Origin of the sequence: Streptomyces sp. CHD11, assembly GCF_018638295.1 — a bacterium.
GTDB lineage: Bacteria > Actinomycetota > Actinomycetes > Streptomycetales > Streptomycetaceae > Streptomyces.
In genome coordinates this window covers 12,591-31,293 of sequence record NZ_JABTTS010000025.1, presented here as the reverse complement: position 1 = coordinate 31,293, position 18,703 = coordinate 12,591, and the positions used below count along the sequence as shown (strand labels likewise).

Here is an 18,703-nt window from a genome sequence, read left to right as displayed (position 1 = left end):
CGCTCCCCCTCGCCGGCCCTCCCCGCCGGCCGACACCTCACGGAGGCACCCATGCCGCTCCACAACGGCCCGCGGGACGACGCGCGTGCCCTGTCCGTCAACCCCTTCTTGGGACCGGCCAATCCGGTCGGGGACATGACCGAGGCGCCACCCAAGCACCGGCTGCCCGCCTCCCCCATGGCACCCTCGACGGCCTATCAGCTCGTGCACGACGAGCTGATGCTGGACGGCAACGCACGGCTGAACCTGGCCACCTTCGTCACCACCTGGATGGAGCCCCAGGCCTCCGTCCTGATGGCGGAGTGCCGGGACAAGAACATGATCGACAAGGACGAGTACCCGCGCACGGCCGAACTGGAGCGGCGCTGCGTGGCGATGCTCGCCGACCTGTGGAACGCGCCGGACCCGTCGGCGGCCGTGGGCTGTTCGACGACCGGTTCGAGCGAGGCGTGCATGCTCGCCGGGATGGCGATGAAGAGGCGCTGGAGCCGGCGGCAGTCCGCGCCGGACGCCCGGCCGAACCTCGTCATGGGCGTCAACGTCCAGGTCTGCTGGGAGAAGTTCTGCACCTTCTGGGAGGTGGAACCCCGTCAGGTGCCGATGGAGGGCGAACGGTTCCACCTCGACCCGGCCGCAGCCGTCGAACTGTGCGACGAGAACACGATCGGCGTCGTCGGCATCCTGGGCTCCACCTTCGACGGCTCCTACGAGCCGGTCGCGGACCTGTGCGCGGCGCTGGACGGGCTCCAGGAGCGCACCGGCCTCGACATCCCCGTCCACGTCGACGGCGCGTCCGGCGCGATGGTCGCGCCCTTCCTCGACGAGGACCTGGTCTGGGACTTCCGCCTCCCGCGCGTGGCGTCGGTCAACACCTCGGGGCACAAGTACGGGCTGGTGTACCCGGGGGTCGGCTGGGCGCTGTGGCGGGACGCGGACGCACTGCCCGAGGAGCTGGTCTTCCGGGTGAACTACCTGGGCGGCGACATGCCGACCTTCGCGCTGAACTTCTCCCGGCCGGGCGCGCAGGTCGTGGCCCAGTACTACACCTTCCTGCGGCTCGGCCGGGAGGGCTACCGCGCGGTGCAGCAGGCCGCGCGGGACGTGGCCACGTCGCTCTCCGCGCGGATCGGGTCGCTCGGCGACTTCCGGCTGCTCACCCGGGGCGACCAACTGCCGGTGTTCGCGTTCACCACCGCGCCGGAGGTGACGGCGTACGACGTCTTCGACGTGTCCCGGCGGCTGCGGGAGAGCGGCTGGCTGGTGCCCGCGTACACCTTCCCGGCGCACCGCGAGGACCTGTCCGTACTCCGCGTGGTGTGCCGCAACGGCTTCTCGCAGGACCTCGCGGACATGTTCGCCGAGGACCTGACCCGCCTGCTGCCGGACCTGCGCCGGCAGAAGCGCCCCCTGACCCACGACAGGAACGCGGCCACCGGCTTCCATCACTAGACCTGTCCGACATCCCCCGTCGCCGCCCGGAGGACGGCCCCGCGGCGTCAGGCACGTGCTCCGGGGGTCCCCCGTGGGAGCTACTCGGATCTGTCCACTCAGGGGTGAATCGGGAACGTCGCCGCCCTCGTAGCGTTCCTGGCAGATCGCGGAAGGCACGCGACCGACGCCAAACGGAGGCCACCATGAGCACGACGCGCACCGCGTCCCCCCAGCCCACACGCCAGAAGGGTGGCCGCTTCCTCCAGTCTCCCCCCGGCTGGATGCTGATCGGGATCGTGGGTGTGGGCCTGGCGTCCAGCCTGGTCCCGGTCGGTGGGGTGGTCGCCGTCATGGGTGCGGCCGCGGCGGTTGTCGTCTACTGGGCGGTCATGCGCCACGTCGCCCGGCGGGACGTACCGGAGATCGCGAAGTCGGGGGCCGTGACACAGACGTTGTCCGGTGCCGTGATCGGCTTCGGACTCATCACCGTGTCGATGCTCACGCTCCTCACCGAATTCTCGTTCGACGAACGGCCCGGCAACGGCCTGTCGATCGTGGCGAGCATGGCCGCGATACAGGTCGGCGCCGCCGTGACCGAGGAACTGCTCTTCCGCGGCCTCGCCCTCCAGGCACTGGAGAAGATGTGCGGCAGCTGGGCGGCTCTGGCGATCACCGCGGCACTGTTCGGCGGACTGCACGCGGCCAACCCGGGCGCCACGCTGTGGAGCTCGACCGCGATCGCGATCGAGGCCGGCGTCCTCCTCGGTGCCGCGTTCCTGTGGAAGCGCAGCATCTGGTTCGTCGTGGGCCTGCACTTCGCCTGGAACACCGTCCTGGGCCTGATCGGCATCCCCGTCTCCGGCCACGCCTCGGAGGGCCTGATGACCACCACTCCGACCGGCCCCGACCTGGTGACCGGCGGAGAGTTCGGCCTCGAGGCGTCGATCGTGCCCGTCGTCATCAGCGTGCTGATCGCGATCCCCATGCTCATCGCCGCCCACCGGCGCGGCAACCTGGTCCCCATGCGCCGCGGGCACCGCTGACACCCGGTGCCGCCGACCACGGGATCCCGCCCCCGCTCACCCTACGAGCGGGGGCGAGATCCGTTGGGGAAGCCGCCGCTCCCGACCGCCGTGACGAACGCCGTGACGAACGCCGACCAGGCGGGCGCCGGAACGATCACGGCGGGTCCGTAGGGGGCCTTGGAGTCCCGTACGGGGACGCCGCGCGGCGTGCACCCGCGCCTTCTCCCTCCGCACACCCTGGGACCGACCGCATGACACACGACGCCCTCACCCCCGCCCGGCTCCTGCCCTGGACGAGCCTCGAAGGCAGGCCCTGTCACCTCCTGACCGACGGCACCGGACGCCTGCCCCGGGCCGCCGGCATCGCCGAGGCCGTCCCACTCGGCATGGCCGCCGATCTGCTCGCCCACCTCGCCGACCTGCTCGATGACGAGACGCCCGTGACCGCCGCCCAGCTCCGCCACCTGCCGGCCCGCATGGGCGAGGCCCTGACCGACGTGTGCCGCATCGCGGAGAGCCGGGGCGCCCGCCCGCGAGTGGACGCCCCCGCCGTCACCGGCTGAGCCGCGTGAACCGGCGTACCGCCAGCGGGAAGAACAGCGCCAGCAGCGCGAGCGGCCAGGCGACGGCGGCCCACGCGTGCCCCGGTTCGCCGCCGGGGCTGCCGAAGAGGTCGCGTACGGCGGTGGCGGTGTGGGACATCGGGTTCCACTGGACGACCGTGCCCAGCCAGCCGGGCATGGACTCGGGGGTGGCGAAGGCGTTGGACAGGAAGCCGACCGGCCAGATCAGGATCTGCACGGCCGCCACCATCTCGGGTCTTCCGGCGACCAGCGCCAGGTGGATGCCGATCCACAGCATCGCGAACCGGAACAGCAGGAGGAGTCCCACGGCGCCCAGGAATCCCGCCGCGCCGCCGTGGGTGCGCCAGCCGAGCGCGGCGGCGACGGCGAGGAGCACCGCCAGGCCGAGCGCCGACTGGAGCATGTCGGCGGCGGAACGGCCCACCAGGACCGCGCCGTTGGCCATGGGCATGGAGCGGAAGCGGTCGATGACGCCCTTGTTCAGGTCCTGGGTGACGGCGACCATGGTGCCCTCCAGGCCGAAGGCCATGGTGAGCGCGAGCATGCCGGGCACCAGGAAGCCGAGGTACTCGCCGCTCACGCCCCGGCCGCCGCCGACCAGGTAGCCGAACATCAGCAGCAGCATCACCGGGAAGACCAGGTTCACGACGACCGCGACCGGCTGCCGTCCCCAGCGGGCGAGTTCGCGGCGGGTCATGGTCCAGGAGTCGGTCAGGGCGTACGTCATGGTGGTCACGCGGCCTCCTTCACTCGGTCGTCGCCTCCGGTCAGGTGCAGGAACACCTCGTCGAGCGTGGGTCTGCGCAGGGCGATGTCCTCGGCCTCGATGCCGGCGTCCTGCAGTGCGCGGACGACCCCGGCCAGGGCCGCCATGCGGTCGGCGACCGGTGCGCTGAGCAGCCGCCGGTCGGTGTCCACCGTGACCGCGTCCTTCGGTACGGGCAGCAGGGCGACGGCCGCGCCCAGGTGTCCGGCGTCGCGCAGGACGACGTCGATACGGTCGCCGCCGAGGGCCGCCTTGAGTTCGTCGGCCGTGCCGTCGGCGACGACCCGGCCCACGTCCACCAGGGAGATGCGGTGGGCGAGCTGGTCGGCCTCCTCCAGGTACTGGGTGGTGAGCAGGACCGTCGTACCGCCGCCGACCAGGGAGCGGACCGAGTCCCACACCTCCGCGCGGCCGCGCGGGTCGAGGCCCGTGGTCGGTTCGTCCAGGAAGAGCACCTCCGGTTCGGTGATCAGGGAGGCGGCGAGGTCGAGGCGGCGCCGCATGCCGCCGCTGTACTGCTTGACCGCCTTGTGTCCGGTGCGGGAGAGCTCGAAGCGCTCCAGGAGTTCGTCCGCACGCGCGCGTGCGCGTCGTGCGCCGAGGTGGTGGAGCCGGCCGAACAGTTCCAGGTTCTGCCGGCCGCCGAGCTCCTCGTCGAGCGCCGCGTGCTGGCCGAGCAGGCCGATGCGCAGCCGCACGGCGTAGGCCTCGCGCACCACGTCGTGGCCCGCCACCTCCACCCGGCCCGCGTCGGGGCGCAGCAGGGTGGCCAGGATCCTCACCAGGGTGGTCTTGCCCGCTCCGTTCGGCCCGAGTACCGCGTGCACCGTGCCGCGCGCGACCGTGAGGTCGAGCCCGTCCAGTGCGGGTCCGTCTTTCCTGCCGCCGTAGGTCTTGCGTGCTTCCTCGACGGTGATCGCCGCGTCGGACACTGCCACTCCCTTGCTAGTCAAACTTGACTACTAGGGCGACCGTATACCCGTGCGACAGGCTGGTCAAACTTGATTACCGGGCGTCCCCCGGATGCCGCTCCCCCGTCGCGTACGGGTTCTCCTCGCCCTCGCCGAGGACGCCGACGAACGGCTCGCCCTCGCCGGCGAAGGTGTAGGCACCGCCCCGGACGCGCTCGATGAGGCCGCGTGTCCACGCGGCGCCGGTGTCCGCGGAGTGGACCCAGAAGTCCATGATCTCCCCGATGTGCCCCAGCTGACCGGGCCCGTCCTCGGGGATGTAGTACTCGGTGACGGCCTTGCGCCACTCCCCGATGGCGCGCATCCGCTGTTCCAGGAGGTCGAGCGCCTCCGCGCGCTCCAGGTCGACCATGAGGCCGAGCCCGGCCGAGAGCACGTCCGGCTTCTGGTCGTACGAGGTCAGTGCCTCCCGCAGCAGCCGGAAGTACTCCTCGGTGCCCTGCCCGGTGATCTCGTACTCCGTGCGCGGCGGGCCGCCGGCCGTGGACGGGGCGGTCTCGTGCGCGTGCAGCAGGCCCTGCTTGGCCAGCTGCTTCAGCGCGTGGTAGATCGAGCCGGGCTTGGCGTTGGACCACTCGTGCGCGCCCCAGTACTCCAGGTCGTTGCGCACCTGGTACCCGTGGGCCCGCCCGTGCTGGCGCACCGCGCCGAGCACGAGGAGACGGATCACTGACATGTGCCCAGCGTAGGACCCCCGGGACCGGTCCCGGGGGCCACCCTGCCCGCCCGGAGCCCGGTGGACCGGCTCCCGGTGAACCGGACCCCGGTCAGAAGGGGAAGCCGCTCCGGCCGTGCTGCACCGAGATCCACTTCATCGTGGTGAAGGCGTCCAGCATCGTGTCGCCGTTGAGCCGGCCGATGCCCGAGTGCTTCTCTCCGCCGAAGGGCACGATCGGCTCGTCGTGCACGGTGCCGTCGTTCACATGGAACATTCCGGTGTCGACCTGCTTGGCGAAGTTCACGCCCCGCTCGATGTTCCCGGAGTGCACGGCGCCGCTCAGCCCGTACGGGGTGTCGTTGACGAGGCGTACCGCCTCCTCCTCGCCGTCGAACGTCACCAGGAAGGCGACGGGACCGAAGACCTCCTGCCGGAGCAGGGCGGAGTCCGCGGGCAGGCCGGCCAGTACGGACGGCTCCACCAGGTTGTCGGTGCGGTCGCCCCGCACCAGGGCGGTGGCACCCTCGGCGAGCGCCTGCTCGACGACCGCCGTCAGGGCGTCCGCCTGCTGGGAGTTGATCACCGGGCCGATGACGGTCTCCGGGTCGCGCGGGTCGCCGGCCTTGAGGGATTTCACCTTGGCGACGAACTTCTCGGTGAACTCGTCGGCCACCGCACGGTCGACCAGCACCCGGTTGGCTGCCATGCAGACCTGGCCCTGGTGCACGTACCGGCTGAACACGGCCGCGTCGACCGCGTAGTCCACGTCGGCGTCGTCGAGGACCACCAGGGCGCTGTTGCCGCCGAGTTCGAGCACGGAGCGCTTGAAGAGGGAGGCGCAGACGGTCGCCACATGGCGGCCGACCTGGTCCGAGCCGGTGAAGGAGATGACCTTCGGGACCGGGTGCTCGAGGAAGGCGTCACCGATCTCCGCGATGTCGGTGATGAGCACGTTCAGCAGGCCGCCGGGCAGGCCCGCGTCCTCGAAGATCTTCGCGACCAGGGCACCGCCGACGATCGGCGTGTTCTGGTGCGGCTTGAGGACGACGCCGTTGCCGAGCGCGAGTGCGGGGGCGACCGACTTCAATGACAGCAGGAACGGGAAGTTGAAGGGACTGATCACGCCCACGACCCCGACCGGCACGCGGTAGACGCGGTTCTCCTTGCCGTCCACCGGCGAGGGGATGATCCGGCCCTCGGGACGCAGCGCCAGATGGACCGCCTCGCGCAGGAACTCCTTGGCGAGGTGCAGTTCGAAGGCCGCCTTCAGACGCGTACCGCCGAGCTCGGCGAGGATCGCCTCGGTGATCTCCTCCTCGCGCTCCTCGACCAGCGCGAGCGCCTTCTCGAACACCGCACGGCGGGCGTACGGGTTGGTCGCCGCCCACTGCTTCTGCGCGCGGGCGGCCGCCCGGTACGCCTGATCGACCTCGTCGACCGTGGCTATGGTGATCGACGCGAGCTTCTCGTCGTCGTACGGGTTGAAGTCGATGATGTCCCAGGAGCCTGTCCCCGGGCGCCACTCACCGTCGATGTACTGCTGAGCCAGGTCGGTGAAGTACGACGACATGTGATCCCTCGATCCCTTGCTGTATCAGCAGAGCACTGACCGGCTTAACGGTCTGATCACATGTCATCGTACTTGTGTTTCAACCGAGTTGGGTCCGCTCGGCCGACCTCACGAGAGCTGCAGCAGCCCCCGGAGGAGATCCCGGCTCTCCGAGGGTCCCGGACTGTCGTGCTGGAGCTCCTTGAGCGCCTTCTCGTACTGGCCGACGTCCTCGGCCTTGTCGAGATACAGGGCGCTGGTGAGCTGCTCCATGTACACGACGTCCGACAGGTCGGACTCGGGAAAGCTGAGGATGGTGAACGAGCCCGACTCACCGGAGTGGCCGCCGAGGCTGAACGGCATGACCTGCAGCCGGACATTGGGCCGTTCGGACACCTCGATGAGGTGCTGGAGCTGCCCGCGCATCACCGCGCGGTCGCCGTACGGCCGGCGCAGGGCCGCCTCGTCGAGCACCACGTGGAACTCGGGGGCCCTCTCGGAGACCAGGTACTTCTGGCGCTCCAGGCGCAGGGCCACCCGCCGCTCGACGTCGGCGTCGCTCGCGCTCTTCATGCCGCGCCGCACCACCGCGCGGGCGTACTCCTCGGTCTGCAGCAGACCGTGCACGAACTGCACCTCGTACGCGCGCAGCAGCGAGGCCGCGCCCTCCAGGCCCACATAGGTGGGGAACCAGCTGGGCAGCACGTCCGAGTAACTGTGCCACCAGCCCGCGACGTTGGCCTCCTTGGCGAGGGAGACCAGCGAGGCCCGCTCCTGCTCGTCCGCGATGCCGTACAGCGTCAGCAGGTCCTCGACGTCCCTGGTCTTGAAGCTCACCCGGCCCAACTCCATCCGGCTGATCTTCGACTCCGAGGCGCGGATCGAGTAGCCCGCCGCCTCACGCGTGATGCCCCGCGCCTCACGCAGTCGCCTGAGTTGTGATCCGAGCAGCATGCGCCGCACCACCGATCCCGGCTCTCCCGCGCTCACGTTCGCCAGCCTCCCCAACGTCTTCAGGGCCCGCAGTCTGCCACTAAAACACTTCGAGCAGTACTCGCCCGGTTACGGAAACGGAATCACATCGGAGAATTCGGTCAGGTCGCGGTGCGGAGCGGTCGACGAAGAAGCGGCGAAGGCAAGAGAACAGCCAGGAGGAGACAGGAAGATGACGGAAAAATTGGCCAACAAACCGGTACGGGCAGGCTGAATTCGGTCAACTGCACGTGCATCTGCCCTTGCATCTGCTGTACGCATCCGAAACCATGGTCTCCGCACCACCGCCGCTCGCTAGGACCGCGAATTCCCGGGAGTGCCTCGCATGGGGACGAATGGATCGACCATGCTCGAGCCGTTACGGCAGGGCCTTCCTCCGCTGAACCTCGCGGCCGCCTCCGACGCTGCCTCCTGCGCCCTCCCCGCCCGCTACGAAGCGGTGCGCGAGGCACGGCAGTTCACCCGCAAGACCCTCGAGCAGTGGAACCTGAGCGACCGTTTCGACGATGTGTGCCTGGTCGTCTCCGAACTGGTCACCAACGCCCTGCGGCACGCACTGCCGGCCGGGGCACGGCTGACGCCGCAGGAACCGCCGGTGCGGCTGCATCTGCTGCGCTGGGAGGAGCGGCTGGTGTGCGCGGTGCGCGACCCCAGCGACGACAGCCCCGTCACCCGGGACTCCGAGGACTTCTCCGCGGAGTCCGGCCGCGGGCTGTTCCTGGTCGACTCCTTCAGCGACGGCTGGGGCTGGCACCCGATGGCGGGCGCTCTCAGCGGCAAGGTGGTCTGGGCGCTGTTCCGCCTTCCCCGGCCCGCGGAAGAGGCGGCACCCGGCGTATGACGAACCGCGGTGGACACGAGCGCCGCGGTTCTACGCGCGTCGCCGCCTCCTGAGCACCCCGGGCCCCTTCCGGCACACCCGAGGGCACGGGCGTCCCGCTCCGGGAGGGACCGGCCACGGCCCCGGCCACGTCACCCGGCGACCAGGTGGTCGAACTCGCCGTCCTTCACGCCCAGCAGCATGGCCTCGATCTCCGCGCGGGTGTAGACGAGCGCGGGACCGTCCGGAAAACGGGAGTTGCGCACCGCCACCTCCCCGCCGGGCAGCCGGGCGAACTCCACGCAGGATCCCTGCGAGTTGCTGTGCCGGCTCTTCTGCCACGCCACGCCGTCCAGCGTGGTGGCCGCCATGCCGTTGTACGCACCGGGCACGCCGGGCGCGCCGGCACCGTCGTACACGTCACCGTCGTACACGTCGTGGTCCACAGGTCGCTCCCCGCTGGTGCACTGGCTGGTGTGGCCATTGATGCAGTGGTCAACTGACCGGGATCATAGCTTTGTTCCTGTGCATATGCATGGGCAGATGCACGTGCACGCGGGGTGTTCCCGCGATTACAGTGCCGGCGCTCGCCTTGTGCCCGCTTTGACGGACGCTTTACCGAAACCCCGCTGCCTTAGAGACGCACACGAGGGCTTTCGTGTTCCGTCGTGTGCCGTTCTGGTGAAGTGGGCCGGCAAGGGGTGCGAGGTGCGTCACTGAGGGCTGGCCGGGCGGCGGACGGTTCCTGTTAGCTGACTGCGGTCGTCCGGCCGACGGGGCCGGCAACAGGCAGGGGGGTCGCTGTGATGACGGAGGCTTCGGACGCTTCGGACGCTTCGGACGCTTCGGCGGGTGCGGCGGCGAGGGCGGCGGGTGCGGTGGTCCTGACGGCGCGACCGCCGTCGGCGACGGCACCGCGCGCGGGGCACGGGTCGCGTTCCCGGCGCGCGCGGATGGCTGCGGCGGCCGTGGGGCTGGCCGGCGCGCTCGTGCTGACGGCGTGCAGCGGAGACGGCTCCGCCGACGCGGACGCCCCGGCCACGCCCGAACCGTCCGCCACGGCGACCGGGGACTCCGGTGGCGGCACGCCGGATTCCGGCGCGAGCGCGGCACCGGCGGGCGAGCTGGAGGGCAGCTGGCTCACCACGGCGGAGGGCAAGGCCGTGATCCTCATGATCACCGGTGGGGAGGCGGCCGCCTTCACCACCGGCGGCGCGGTGTGCAGCGGCACCGCGCAGGAGGACGGCGGAGACCCGTCGATCAGCCTGGAGTGCGCCGACGGGACCGAGGACCGGGCGAAGGGCACGGTCGACTCCGTCGACGGGACCACCCTGAAGGTCACCTGGGAGGGCTCGCTCGGAACCGAGACGTACACCAAGGCAGAGGGCAGCGCGCTCCCGACGGGGCTGCCCTCCGCGGAGCTCCCGACAGGGCTCCCGACAGGACTGCCGACGGCCGGGCTGGGCTCCTAGGGCCGGAGCGGCACCGGGCCGGAACGGCTTCCGCCGGGCACCGGGCCGGAGGGCCGCAGCACCCGCTCGGCGGCGGAACGGTTCGCCTCAGGGAAGGCGCGGCCGCGCCCCGACCTGTGCGTCGTCCGCCGCGCGGGAGCCCTGCTCCCAGCCCGCCGCGTCGCTCACGCCGCGCAGCCGTGTGGTGGTCGTCTCCGGGAACAGGCGGTCCGTGCGGTCGGTGACCGCCATCGCGCGGGAGGCGAGAACCGGGAGCAGGTCGTCGCTCACCCGGGTCTCGGCGGCGGCCGTGAGACGTGTCCCCACGCGGTGGGCGTAGGCCGCCAGGAAGGACTGCCGGAAGGTCTTGGTCCGCTTCCGTCCGCCCGCGCGCTGCGCGGCCTCCGCCCTGGTCATCGCGGTGGTGGCCTGTACCAGCAGCGAGGTGTAGAGGAGTTCGACCGCCTCCAGGTCGGAGGCGAAGCCGACCACGGTGGAGAAGCCGAAGGGCTCGTTCCACACCGCCCGGCAGCGGTTCGCGCCGGCCACCGCGTCCAGCAGTACCGCCTTGGCCTGCTCGTACGGCGGTTCCACCCCGATCCGGCAGGCACCCGGCGTCTCGGCCGAGGGCTCCCGCGCGGCGAGCAGCGCCTCGTCGACGCTGTGCCGTGCCATCAGCTCCTGCGCCTTCGCGCTGAGCGCCTCCGCCTCCTCCGGGAAGCCGGTCGCCTCCGCCTTGGCCAGCAGCGCGCGGATACGGCCGAGCATCCTGGACTCCGGCCGCCGGCCGTGCGGGCCTGACGGACCGGGCGCGTCCGTCTCGTCGAGTGGTTCGAGGGCGGGCAGCCGCAGCAGCAGACGGTAGAGCTCCAGTACGGCCGTGGCGTACCGGAAGCGGTCCCCGCGCGGCGCGGGTGCCGCGGCCCGTCCGTCGAGGCGGGCCAGCTGGGCCGCCCAGCGCGGGCTCCTGGACCGGTCCTCTCGCGGGGCCTGCCCCAGGATCAGCGCCGAGACCAGCCCCACGTGCGCGTCGTCCAGCTCACGCCGGACGATCCGTACGAGGTCGGCGGGCTGCCAGCCGCGCCGCCAGGCCGTCGCCACGAAGTCCTCACCCCGACGGGTCAGTTCGGCGTCGGCCGCCGGATCGGCGGCCAGCAGGGAGGCGCCGGTGTCGAGGGCGGTGTCGCCGGTGTCGTACAGGGCGGCCCGGAAGGCGCGGTCGACGGTGCTGGACGTGCTCACGGGCCGATGGTGCCATGCCCGGACCACCACCCGAAGGTGTCAACTTCCGGTTGACGCTCCCCTGCTGACAACCTACGGTTGACAGCATGACGACGAACCCCGCCATCAAGTCATCCGTACGTCTCGACGACCTCATCACGGCGATCAAGAAGGTCCACGAGGAGCCTCTGGAGCAGCTCCAGGACGCGGTCCTCGCCGGTGAGCACCTCGGCGACGTGGCCGACCACCTGATCGGTCACTTCGTCGACCAGGCCCGGCGTTCGGGCGCCTCCTGGACGGACATCGGCAGGAGCATGGGCGTCACCCGGCAGGCGGCCCAGAAGCGCTTCGTGCCGAAGGAGGGCAACGACCTCGACCTCAGCCAGGGTTTCGACCGCTACACACCCCGCGCGCGCAACACGGTCATGGCCGCGCACAACGAGGCCCGGGCCGCGCAGAACCCGGAAGGGCTCCCCGAGCACCTGGTCCTCGGCCTGCTGGCCGAGCCGCAGGGGCTCGCCGTGAAGGCGCTCACCAAGCAGGGCGTCACCCTGGACGCGGTCCGCGCGGCGGCCCGCGCGGCGCTCCCGCCGGCCGTCGAGGACGCACCCGAGCTGGTGCCGTACGGCCCGGCGGCCAAGAAGGTCCTGGAGCTCACCTTCCGCGAGTCCCTCCGTCTCGGTCACCACTACATCGGCACCGAGCACATCCTCCTCGCCCTGCTCGAGCACGAGAACGGCAAGGGCCCGCTCAGCGGCCTCGGCGTCGGCAAGACGGCCACCGAGCGGTACATCGCGGAGATGCTGGCGCAGTACGTCGAGACGCGGACGGAGGGCGAGGAGGCACCGGAGGGCTGACCCGGACCGCCCCCGGGGGCCCGGCCCGCGGTGCGTTGTCAGACCCTCCTGCCACACTCGCGGCATGGCCGGCCGGTGGGCACTCGCTCCGGCCGAGGAAGGCGGCGTGGACGTCGCGCCCCTCGGCCCGGACGGGCTGCCCGCCGGCCAGGTGCGCCGGGAACCGGATCTCGCCGGGGCCGTGCGGAGCCGTCCCGGAGTCACCCGGTGGGTGTGGCGGTCCACCGCCGAGGTCTACCCGCGCCTGCTCGCCGCGGGGGTGCGAGTGGAGCGGGTCCACGACGTCGAGGCCGCCGAAACGCTCCTGCTCGGCCACGAAGGGCGGTACGGGGAACCCCGTGCGGCCGCGGCCGCCCTGGCCCGGCTGCGCGGTGGCCCCGTACCGCCCGATCCGCCGCAGCGCCAGGCAGAACCGGGCGCGCAGTCGTCCCTCTTCGAACCCCAGAGCGTCCCGCTCCCCCTGACGGACCTCCTCGCGGTCTACGCCGGGCAGCAGCGGCGCACCGGCGCGACCGCGCACCCGGACCGGATGCGGCTGCTGACCGCCGCCGAGTCGGCGGGCATGCTGGTGGCCGCCGAGATGAACCGCGCGGGGCTGCCCTGGCGGGCGGACGTGCACCGCGCGGTGCTGGACGACCTGCTCGGCCGGCGGTACGCGGGCGGTGGTGAGCCCCGCCGGCTCGCCGAGCTCGCCGACGAGGTGTCCGCCGCCTTCGGACGCCGGGTCCGGCCCGATCTGCCGGCCGATGTGGTCAAGGCGTTCGCGCAGGCCGGCACCAAGGTCTCCTCGACCCGCCGCTGGGAGCTGGAGTCCGTCGACCACCCGGCCGTCGCACCGCTGCTCGAGTACAAGAGGCTCTACCGGATCTGGGTCGCCCACGGCTGGTCCTGGCTCCAGGACTGGGTGCGCGACGGCCGCTTCCGGCCCGAGTTCCACGCCGGCGGGACGGTGACCGGCCGCTGGGTGACCAACGGCGGGGGCGCGCTGCAGATCCCCAAGGTGATCCGCCGCGCGGCCGTCGCCGACCCGGGGTGGCGGCTCGTCGTCGCCGACGCCGACCAGATGGAGCCGAGGGTGCTGGCGGCGATCTCCCGCGACCCGGGACTGATGGAGGTGGCCGGCCGGGAGAGCGACCTCTACCAGTCGGTGTCCGACCGCGCCTTCTCCGGCGACCGCGCCCATGCCAAGCTCGCCGTCCTCGGCGCCGTCTACGGCCAGACCTCCGGTGACGGCCTGAAGAACCTCGCCGCGCTCAGACGCCGCTTCCCCAGGGCCGTGGCCTATGTGGACGAGGCCGCCCGCGCGGGCGAGGAAGGCCGTCTCGTCCGCACCTGGCTGGGCCGCACCTGTCCACCGGCCGTCCGTACGACGGACGACGCCGTGGAGGAGGCGGGCATCCCGCTCGCCGAGGAGGAGCAGGGGTCCGACACCCGCCCGTCGTTCCCGGGTCACGCCTCGACCGACGCCCGCGCCCGTGGCCGCTTCGCCCGCAACTTCGTGGTCCAGGGCAGCGCCGCCGACTGGGCCCTGCTGCTGCTCGCCGCGCTGCGCCGGACCCTGAGCGGCATGGCGGCCGAACTGGTCTTCTTCCAGCACGACGAGGTGATCGTGCACTGCCCCGAGGCGGAGGCGGAGGCGGTGACCGAGGCGATCCGGCAGGCGGCGGAGCTGGCCGGCCGGCTGACGTTCGGCCCCACACCGGTCCGCTTCCCGTTCAGCACGGCAGTGGTGGAGTGCTATGCCGACGCCAAGTGATCAGCCCGCCGGCCGGGACCCCGCGGGCTCGGCCACCAGTTCGCGCAGCTCCTCCACCACGGCCCGCTCGTCCGTCCCGTCCAGCGCGGCGAGCGCCGACCGCCACTGCGCGTACGCCTGACCGGTACGCCCCTGCTCCCGCAGCAGCAGGCCGTACTGGTGGCGGGCGAGACCGCCGGTGTAGCGGTCGGCGCGGGTGTCCGCGCGGCGGAGCAGCTCGGCGCACTCATGACCGGCCCGGTCGGAGCGCCCCAGCAGCCGCAGGGCACGGACCAGGCCGAGGCGGGCCTGGGATTCGCCGTGCCAGTCGCCGTGTCCGCCGAGGATGCGCAGGCTCTCCTCGAAGTGCGGCAGCGCGGCGCCCGGTTCGCGCAGCCGGAGGTGGGCGTACCCGATGTTGCAGTGCGCGGAGTGCCGCACGATGACCGAGTCGATCTCCTGCCCGATGGCGAGCGAGCGGCGGTGCTGTTCGATCGCGGCGCCCGGATCGGTGTGCTCGAACAGGTTGCCGAGGTGGCTGTGGGTGACCGCCTCGCCGTAGGGATCGTCCAGCCACCGTGAGTACGCGAGGCTCTGCCGCAGGGACCGCTCCGATTCGGTGTACCGGCCGAGCGCTTCGAGCAGCAGCCCCCGGTTGTTGAGGGAGCGCCGGATCCAGGAGACGGCACCGAGCCGCCGCCAGATCCCGAGCGCGCGGTCGGTGAGGTCGAGGGCGTCGCTGTTGCGCCCGGTCAGATGGTGCAGTCCCGCCAGGTCGCCCAGCGCGCAGGCCTCGGCGGTCCCGTCCCCGAGCCGCCGCGCCGCCCGGAGCGCCGCCCGGCCCAGCACTTCCAGCTCGGGAAGGTGGCCGCCGCGCAGGAGGTAGGGATGGAGCAGACGGACGAGCACACCGACGGTGACGTCGCGCCGGTCCGCGCCGTCGTGCTCCGCGAGCGCGTCACCGCCGTACCGCTCGACCAGGGCGACGATGTTCTCCAGCTCCCGGTCGCCCCAGGCGAAGGCCGCCCCGGCATCGGCGAACGGCGGCACGGTGGCGACGAGCGCGGCGTGTCCGGGCGGCCGGGAGGAGACCGGGCCGCGGCGGTCGTCCTGGTCGAGGCCGGGTTCGACGATCGCGGTGAGGGTGCGTTCGGCGACGGCGGCGTACCAGCGCAGGGCGGTGTCGGCGGGGTCCTCGCGGGGGTCGGTGCCGGGAACGGTGCCGGGGTCGGCATGGGGCGTGGCGTCCGCGCGGGTTGCGGCTTCGGCGCGGGCGCGTTCACGGGCGAAGTCGCGGACCAGATCGTGCGGGACGTACCGCCCGTACGCGGTCTCCTCCATGAGAGCCACATCGACGAGCCGGTCCAGCGCGGCCCCGGCCCGGCGCTCGTCGGTACCGGTGAGCCGGGCCAGCAGGGGTGCGCCGTAGCCGGGCAGGTCGACGGCACCGATACGGCGCAGGGCGAGAGCCGCGTCGCGGTCGGTCTCGCGTCCGGAGCCGGCGAGGGCGTCGTGCGCGACGGCCAGCGAGCGGCGGACGCTGAGATCGTCGTACTCCAGATGGGACAGCCGGCTTTCGGAGGCGCTCAACTGCCCGGCGAGGGCGTCGGGCGTGAGGGCCCGGCGCGCGGCGAGCCGGGCCGCGACGACCCGGAGGGCGAGCGGAAGCCGGCCGGTGAGCGCGACGAGCGGGTGACCGGCGCCGAGCCCGTCGCGGCCGGAGACCGCCCGCAGCAGGGCGGCACTGTCCTCGTCGGACAGCGGGACGAGCGGGACACGGGCGGCCCCGTCCAGGGCGGTGAGCGGCGAGCGGCTGGTGACGATCACCGCGCAGCCGGGTCCGGCCGGCAGCAGCGGCCGTACCTGCGCGGCGCTCGCGGCGTCGTCCAGCACCAGGAGGGTCTGGGTGGGAGCGAGCAGGGAGCGCAGCAACGCGGCCGCCTCGTCCGGGTGTTCGGGGATGGCGCAGGGCTGGGTGCCCAGGTCGCGCAGGAGCGCGGTGAGCGCCTGGAGGGGGGTGAGGGGAGCCATGCCGGGGGTCGCGCCATGCAGATTGACGTGGAGCTGACCGTTGCTGAAACGTTCCGCCAGAAGATGCGCGGTCCGGAGAGCGAGCGCGCTCTTGCCGACTCCGGCGGTACCGCTGATGACGGCGACCACGGCTGCCCCGGTCGGCCGCACGGGGCGCGTGAGCACACGGACCAGCTCACCCAGTACTCCGTCCCGGCCGGTGAAGTGGGCGGGCGCGGGAGGCAGTTGCGCGGGACGGGGCGCGCCGCCGCCGTCGCGGGCACCGACGGGCGGATCGTCATCGCGACCGCCCCCGGAGCCAGGGCCGTCCCCGGAACCATGGCCGTCCCCGCAGTCGTGGCCGTCCCCGGAGCCATGGCCGTCCCCGGAGCCGTTGCCGCCGTCGTGACCGCCCGTCCCCCGCAGCACCTCCACATGGGCCTCGCGTACCTGCGGCCCCGGTTCGATGCCGAGTTCGTCCACCAGCCGGGCGCGCAGATCCCGGTGCACCACCAGCGCCTCCGCCGGGCGGCCGGTGCGGTGCAGGGCGAGCATCAGCTGGCGGTGGTACGCCTCCCGCAGCGGATGCTCGGCGGCCAGCGCCGCCAGCCCGGGCACGAGAGCGGCGTGGTGCCCACGGGCGAGGTCGGCGTCGTAACCCCACTCCAGGAGCGACAGCCGCGCCTCCCGCAGCCGTCGCACCAGGGCGTATCCGCCCGCCTCAGGGGGCAGCCCGGCCAGTGGGGCCCCCCGCCACAGCGCCAGCGCGGCCCGGCACTCGCGCGCCACCCGCTCCCAGTCCCGCGCGGCGTGCGCGGCGCGGGCGGCGGCGGTGTGCGCGTCGAAGACCTGTACGTCCGTCTCGCCCTCGTCGACGCGGAGCAGATACCCGGTGGGCACGGTGAGCAGCCGGCCGGGGTCGTCGAGCAGCCGTCGCAGCCGGGCCACGTGATTGTGCAGGGAGGGAAGCGCGGAGACGGGCGGCGCCCCGCCCCACAGCGCGTCCTTCAGCGCCTCGATGGAGACGACGCGTCCGGCGTCGAGCAGCAACACGGTCAGCAGAACGCGGAGCTTGGCACTCCCGATGACCTGCACGGAACCGGGGACGCCACATCCGCCGTCGGCCGCGACGCCGTCCTGGTACAGCACCGGCGTCCCCAGCAGTCCGAACCGCAGTCCGTGCCGTGTCACGCCGCACCACTGCCTTCCGGCTCACTGAACGCAGGAACAGGGCCATATGTTAGCGATCCGTTGGCAAAGTCTGATGTGATCACTACATCGGATCCGGCCCGGCGGTGCGCGCGTGGCACGCGCAGCTCGGGGGAGTGTCACCGCCGCGGCCCGGTCCGGACACGGGGTCCCGGTCTGCGGAGCCGGCTGCTCCCCTCCCTGAGGAATCCGTTGGGACTCCCGGCTCAGGCAGCCCTTCGGAGCGGCACTCCGGAAGGTCTCGCGCCTTCGACGCCGGGCCTCCCGGACGGACGACTCCGCACCCGGTGCGGTGGGAGACGCGGAGACGCAGGCGCGTCCGGACGGGGCCGGCACGTGTCCGGCCCCCTTCTGTCCGCCACCCGGCGCTTCAGATGACCGGCGGCCGTCCGAGCCGGGTGAGCCGCCACACCGTCCGCCAGCGCATCGCCCGCCGTTCCCCGGCAGGCTCCCGCATGCCCTCCACGAACCCGCCCCACCAGGCACGCAGCCCGGACACCGACCGGTTCCGCAGCAGGGTGAGCAGCGCCCACACCCCGAGATGGACGGGTACGAGCACGAGCGGCAGTCGCCGCCGGGCCAGCCACACCCTGTTCCGGGCGTTGACCCGGAAGTAGATGGCGTGCCGGGCGGGCGAGGTCTTCGGGTGCTGGAGCAGCAGTTCGGGCGCGTAGAGGATGCGCCACCCCGCGTCGGCGGCACGCCAGGCGAGGTCGGTCTCCTCGTGCGCGAAGAAGAACGCGCCGGGCCAGTCACCGATCTCGTCCAGCATCGTCATCCGCAGCGCGTGCCCGCCGCCGAGGAATCCGGTGACGTACCCGCCCTTCATCGGGTCGGCCTTCCCGAGCCGCGGCACATGCCGCTGCTGCGTCTCGCCCAGTTCGTCGGCGATCCGGAACCCGACGATCCCGAGCCGGTCGTCGGCGGCGTACAACTCCCGCACGCGCCGCAGCACATCGGCGTCGATGAGCAGACCGTCGTCGTCCAGCTCGACGACCACATCCACGTCCCCGAACTCCCGCAGCCGCTCGATCCCCACGTTCCGCCCGCCGGGGCAGCCGAGGTTCTCCTCCAGCTCGACGGTGGTGACCTCGCCGGGCAGCGAAAGCCGCTGGGCGAACTCGGGCAGCGGGCAGCCATTGCCCACGATCACGATCCGGGCGGGCGGCACGTCCTGCTTGGCGACGGACTCCAGCAGCGCGTCCACCTCGGCCGGCCGGTTTCCCATGGTCACGACGGCGACCGCGATCCTCGGCGTCTCGATGTCCCTCACCTCAACTCAACTGGCAGCTCCGCTGACGGGCGATGCTAACCGTTCACAGTGCGGACGCCTCAATGACACCCGCCGGTGAAGGGCCCGACGGGCCCACCGGACGCACCCTTATATACGGAAGTCGGGGCAAGGCGTTCACCCTGCGACCCG

17 protein-coding genes are annotated in these 18,703 nt (G+C 72.4%); 7 read left to right on the top strand and 10 right to left on the bottom strand.

What is annotated here, in order from left to right; translation table 11 throughout:
* Nucleotides 1-51 precede the first annotated feature (51 nt).
* On the top strand, nt 52-1,449 hold the full coding sequence (locus tag HTV45_RS22600; RefSeq protein ID WP_215207668.1) for a glutamate decarboxylase: 1,398 nt from the start codon (nt 52-54) through the stop codon (nt 1,447-1,449).
* Between the two features lie 185 nt (nt 1,450-1,634).
* Nucleotides 1,635-2,474 (top strand): CPBP family intramembrane glutamic endopeptidase, encoded by an 840-nt coding sequence (locus HTV45_RS22595; protein ID WP_215207667.1) that lies wholly within the window; start codon nt 1,635-1,637, stop codon nt 2,472-2,474.
* 41 nt (nt 2,475-2,515) lie between these two features.
* Here HTV45_RS22595 and HTV45_RS34420 read toward each other — a convergent pair whose 3' ends face one another.
* On the bottom strand, nt 2,516-2,692 hold the full coding sequence (locus tag HTV45_RS34420) for a DUF397 domain-containing protein (RefSeq protein ID WP_308309728.1): 177 nt from the start codon (nt 2,690-2,692) through the stop codon (nt 2,516-2,518).
* Nucleotides 2,693-2,707: 15 nt separating this feature from the next.
* On the opposite strand from HTV45_RS34420, the gene HTV45_RS22585 reads away from it, so the two are divergent.
* Nucleotides 2,708-3,019 (top strand): hypothetical protein, encoded by a 312-nt coding sequence (locus HTV45_RS22585; protein ID WP_215207665.1) that lies wholly within the window; start codon nt 2,708-2,710, stop codon nt 3,017-3,019.
* On the opposite strand, the gene HTV45_RS22580 is transcribed toward HTV45_RS22585, so the two are convergent.
* From HTV45_RS22580 to HTV45_RS22560, 5 genes are all read right to left on the bottom strand, one after another.
* Nucleotides 3,009-3,767 carry an ABC transporter permease gene (locus HTV45_RS22580; protein ID WP_215207728.1) on the bottom strand — a complete coding sequence of 253 codons (759 nt, stop codon included), beginning with the start codon at nt 3,765-3,767 and terminating at the stop codon, nt 3,009-3,011. The genes HTV45_RS22585 and HTV45_RS22580 overlap by 11 nt on opposite strands.
* 5 nt (nt 3,768-3,772) lie before the next feature.
* Complete coding sequence (locus HTV45_RS22575; protein ID WP_215207664.1) at nt 3,773-4,738, bottom strand: ATP-binding cassette domain-containing protein; 966 nt, start codon at nt 4,736-4,738, stop codon at nt 3,773-3,775.
* 73 nt (nt 4,739-4,811) lie between these two features.
* Nucleotides 4,812-5,453, bottom strand: a complete 642-nt coding sequence (locus HTV45_RS22570; protein ID WP_215207663.1) for a PadR family transcriptional regulator — start codon at nt 5,451-5,453, stop codon at nt 4,812-4,814.
* 91 nt (nt 5,454-5,544) lie between these two features.
* Nucleotides 5,545-7,005 carry an aldehyde dehydrogenase family protein gene (locus tag HTV45_RS22565; RefSeq protein WP_215207662.1) on the bottom strand — a complete coding sequence of 487 codons (1,461 nt, stop codon included), beginning with the start codon at nt 7,003-7,005 and terminating at the stop codon, nt 5,545-5,547.
* Between the two features lie 108 nt (nt 7,006-7,113).
* Nucleotides 7,114-7,938, bottom strand: a complete 825-nt coding sequence (locus tag HTV45_RS22560) for a helix-turn-helix transcriptional regulator (RefSeq protein WP_215207727.1) — start codon at nt 7,936-7,938, stop codon at nt 7,114-7,116.
* 385 nt (nt 7,939-8,323) lie between these two features.
* Here HTV45_RS22560 and HTV45_RS22555 point away from each other — a divergent pair, with 385 nt between their 5' ends.
* Nucleotides 8,324-8,818 (top strand): ATP-binding protein, encoded by a 495-nt coding sequence (locus HTV45_RS22555; protein WP_215207661.1) that lies wholly within the window; start codon nt 8,324-8,326, stop codon nt 8,816-8,818.
* A gap of 131 nt (nt 8,819-8,949) precedes the next feature.
* Here the strand turns inward: HTV45_RS22555 and HTV45_RS22550 are convergent, their stop codons facing one another.
* Nucleotides 8,950-9,168 carry a DUF397 domain-containing protein gene (locus HTV45_RS22550; protein ID WP_145871997.1) on the bottom strand — a complete coding sequence of 73 codons (219 nt, stop codon included), beginning with the start codon at nt 9,166-9,168 and terminating at the stop codon, nt 8,950-8,952.
* Nucleotides 9,169-9,750: 582 nt separating this feature from the next.
* Between HTV45_RS22550 and HTV45_RS22545 the strand changes: the two genes are divergently transcribed.
* Nucleotides 9,751-10,269, top strand: coding sequence for a hypothetical protein (locus HTV45_RS22545; RefSeq protein WP_215207660.1), 519 nt, complete (start codon nt 9,751-9,753; stop codon nt 10,267-10,269).
* 87 nt (nt 10,270-10,356) lie between these two features.
* Here HTV45_RS22545 and HTV45_RS22540 read toward each other — a convergent pair whose 3' ends face one another.
* Nucleotides 10,357-11,490, bottom strand: coding sequence for a DUF2786 domain-containing protein (locus tag HTV45_RS22540; protein WP_215207659.1), 1,134 nt, complete (start codon nt 11,488-11,490; stop codon nt 10,357-10,359).
* An 86-nt stretch (nt 11,491-11,576) separates the two neighbouring features.
* Here HTV45_RS22540 and HTV45_RS22535 point away from each other — a divergent pair, with 86 nt between their 5' ends.
* Both HTV45_RS22535 and HTV45_RS22530 read left to right on the top strand, forming a co-directional pair.
* Nucleotides 11,577-12,326 carry a Clp protease N-terminal domain-containing protein gene (locus HTV45_RS22535; protein WP_215207658.1) on the top strand — a complete coding sequence of 250 codons (750 nt, stop codon included), beginning with the start codon at nt 11,577-11,579 and terminating at the stop codon, nt 12,324-12,326.
* Nucleotides 12,327-12,390: 64 nt separating this feature from the next.
* Nucleotides 12,391-14,082: a bifunctional 3'-5' exonuclease/DNA polymerase gene (locus HTV45_RS22530; protein ID WP_215207657.1), complete on the top strand. Its 1,692-nt coding sequence runs from the start codon at nt 12,391-12,393 to the stop codon at nt 14,080-14,082.
* Here the strand turns inward: HTV45_RS22530 and HTV45_RS22525 are convergent, their stop codons facing one another.
* Nucleotides 14,083-17,262, bottom strand: coding sequence for a BTAD domain-containing putative transcriptional regulator (locus tag HTV45_RS22525; protein ID WP_215207656.1), 3,180 nt, complete (start codon nt 17,260-17,262; stop codon nt 14,083-14,085).
* Nucleotides 17,263-17,650: 388 nt separating this feature from the next.
* On the bottom strand, nt 17,651-18,544 hold the full coding sequence (locus HTV45_RS22520; RefSeq protein ID WP_215207726.1) for a glycosyltransferase family 2 protein: 894 nt from the start codon (nt 18,542-18,544) through the stop codon (nt 17,651-17,653).
* Nucleotides 18,545-18,703 lie beyond the last annotated feature (159 nt).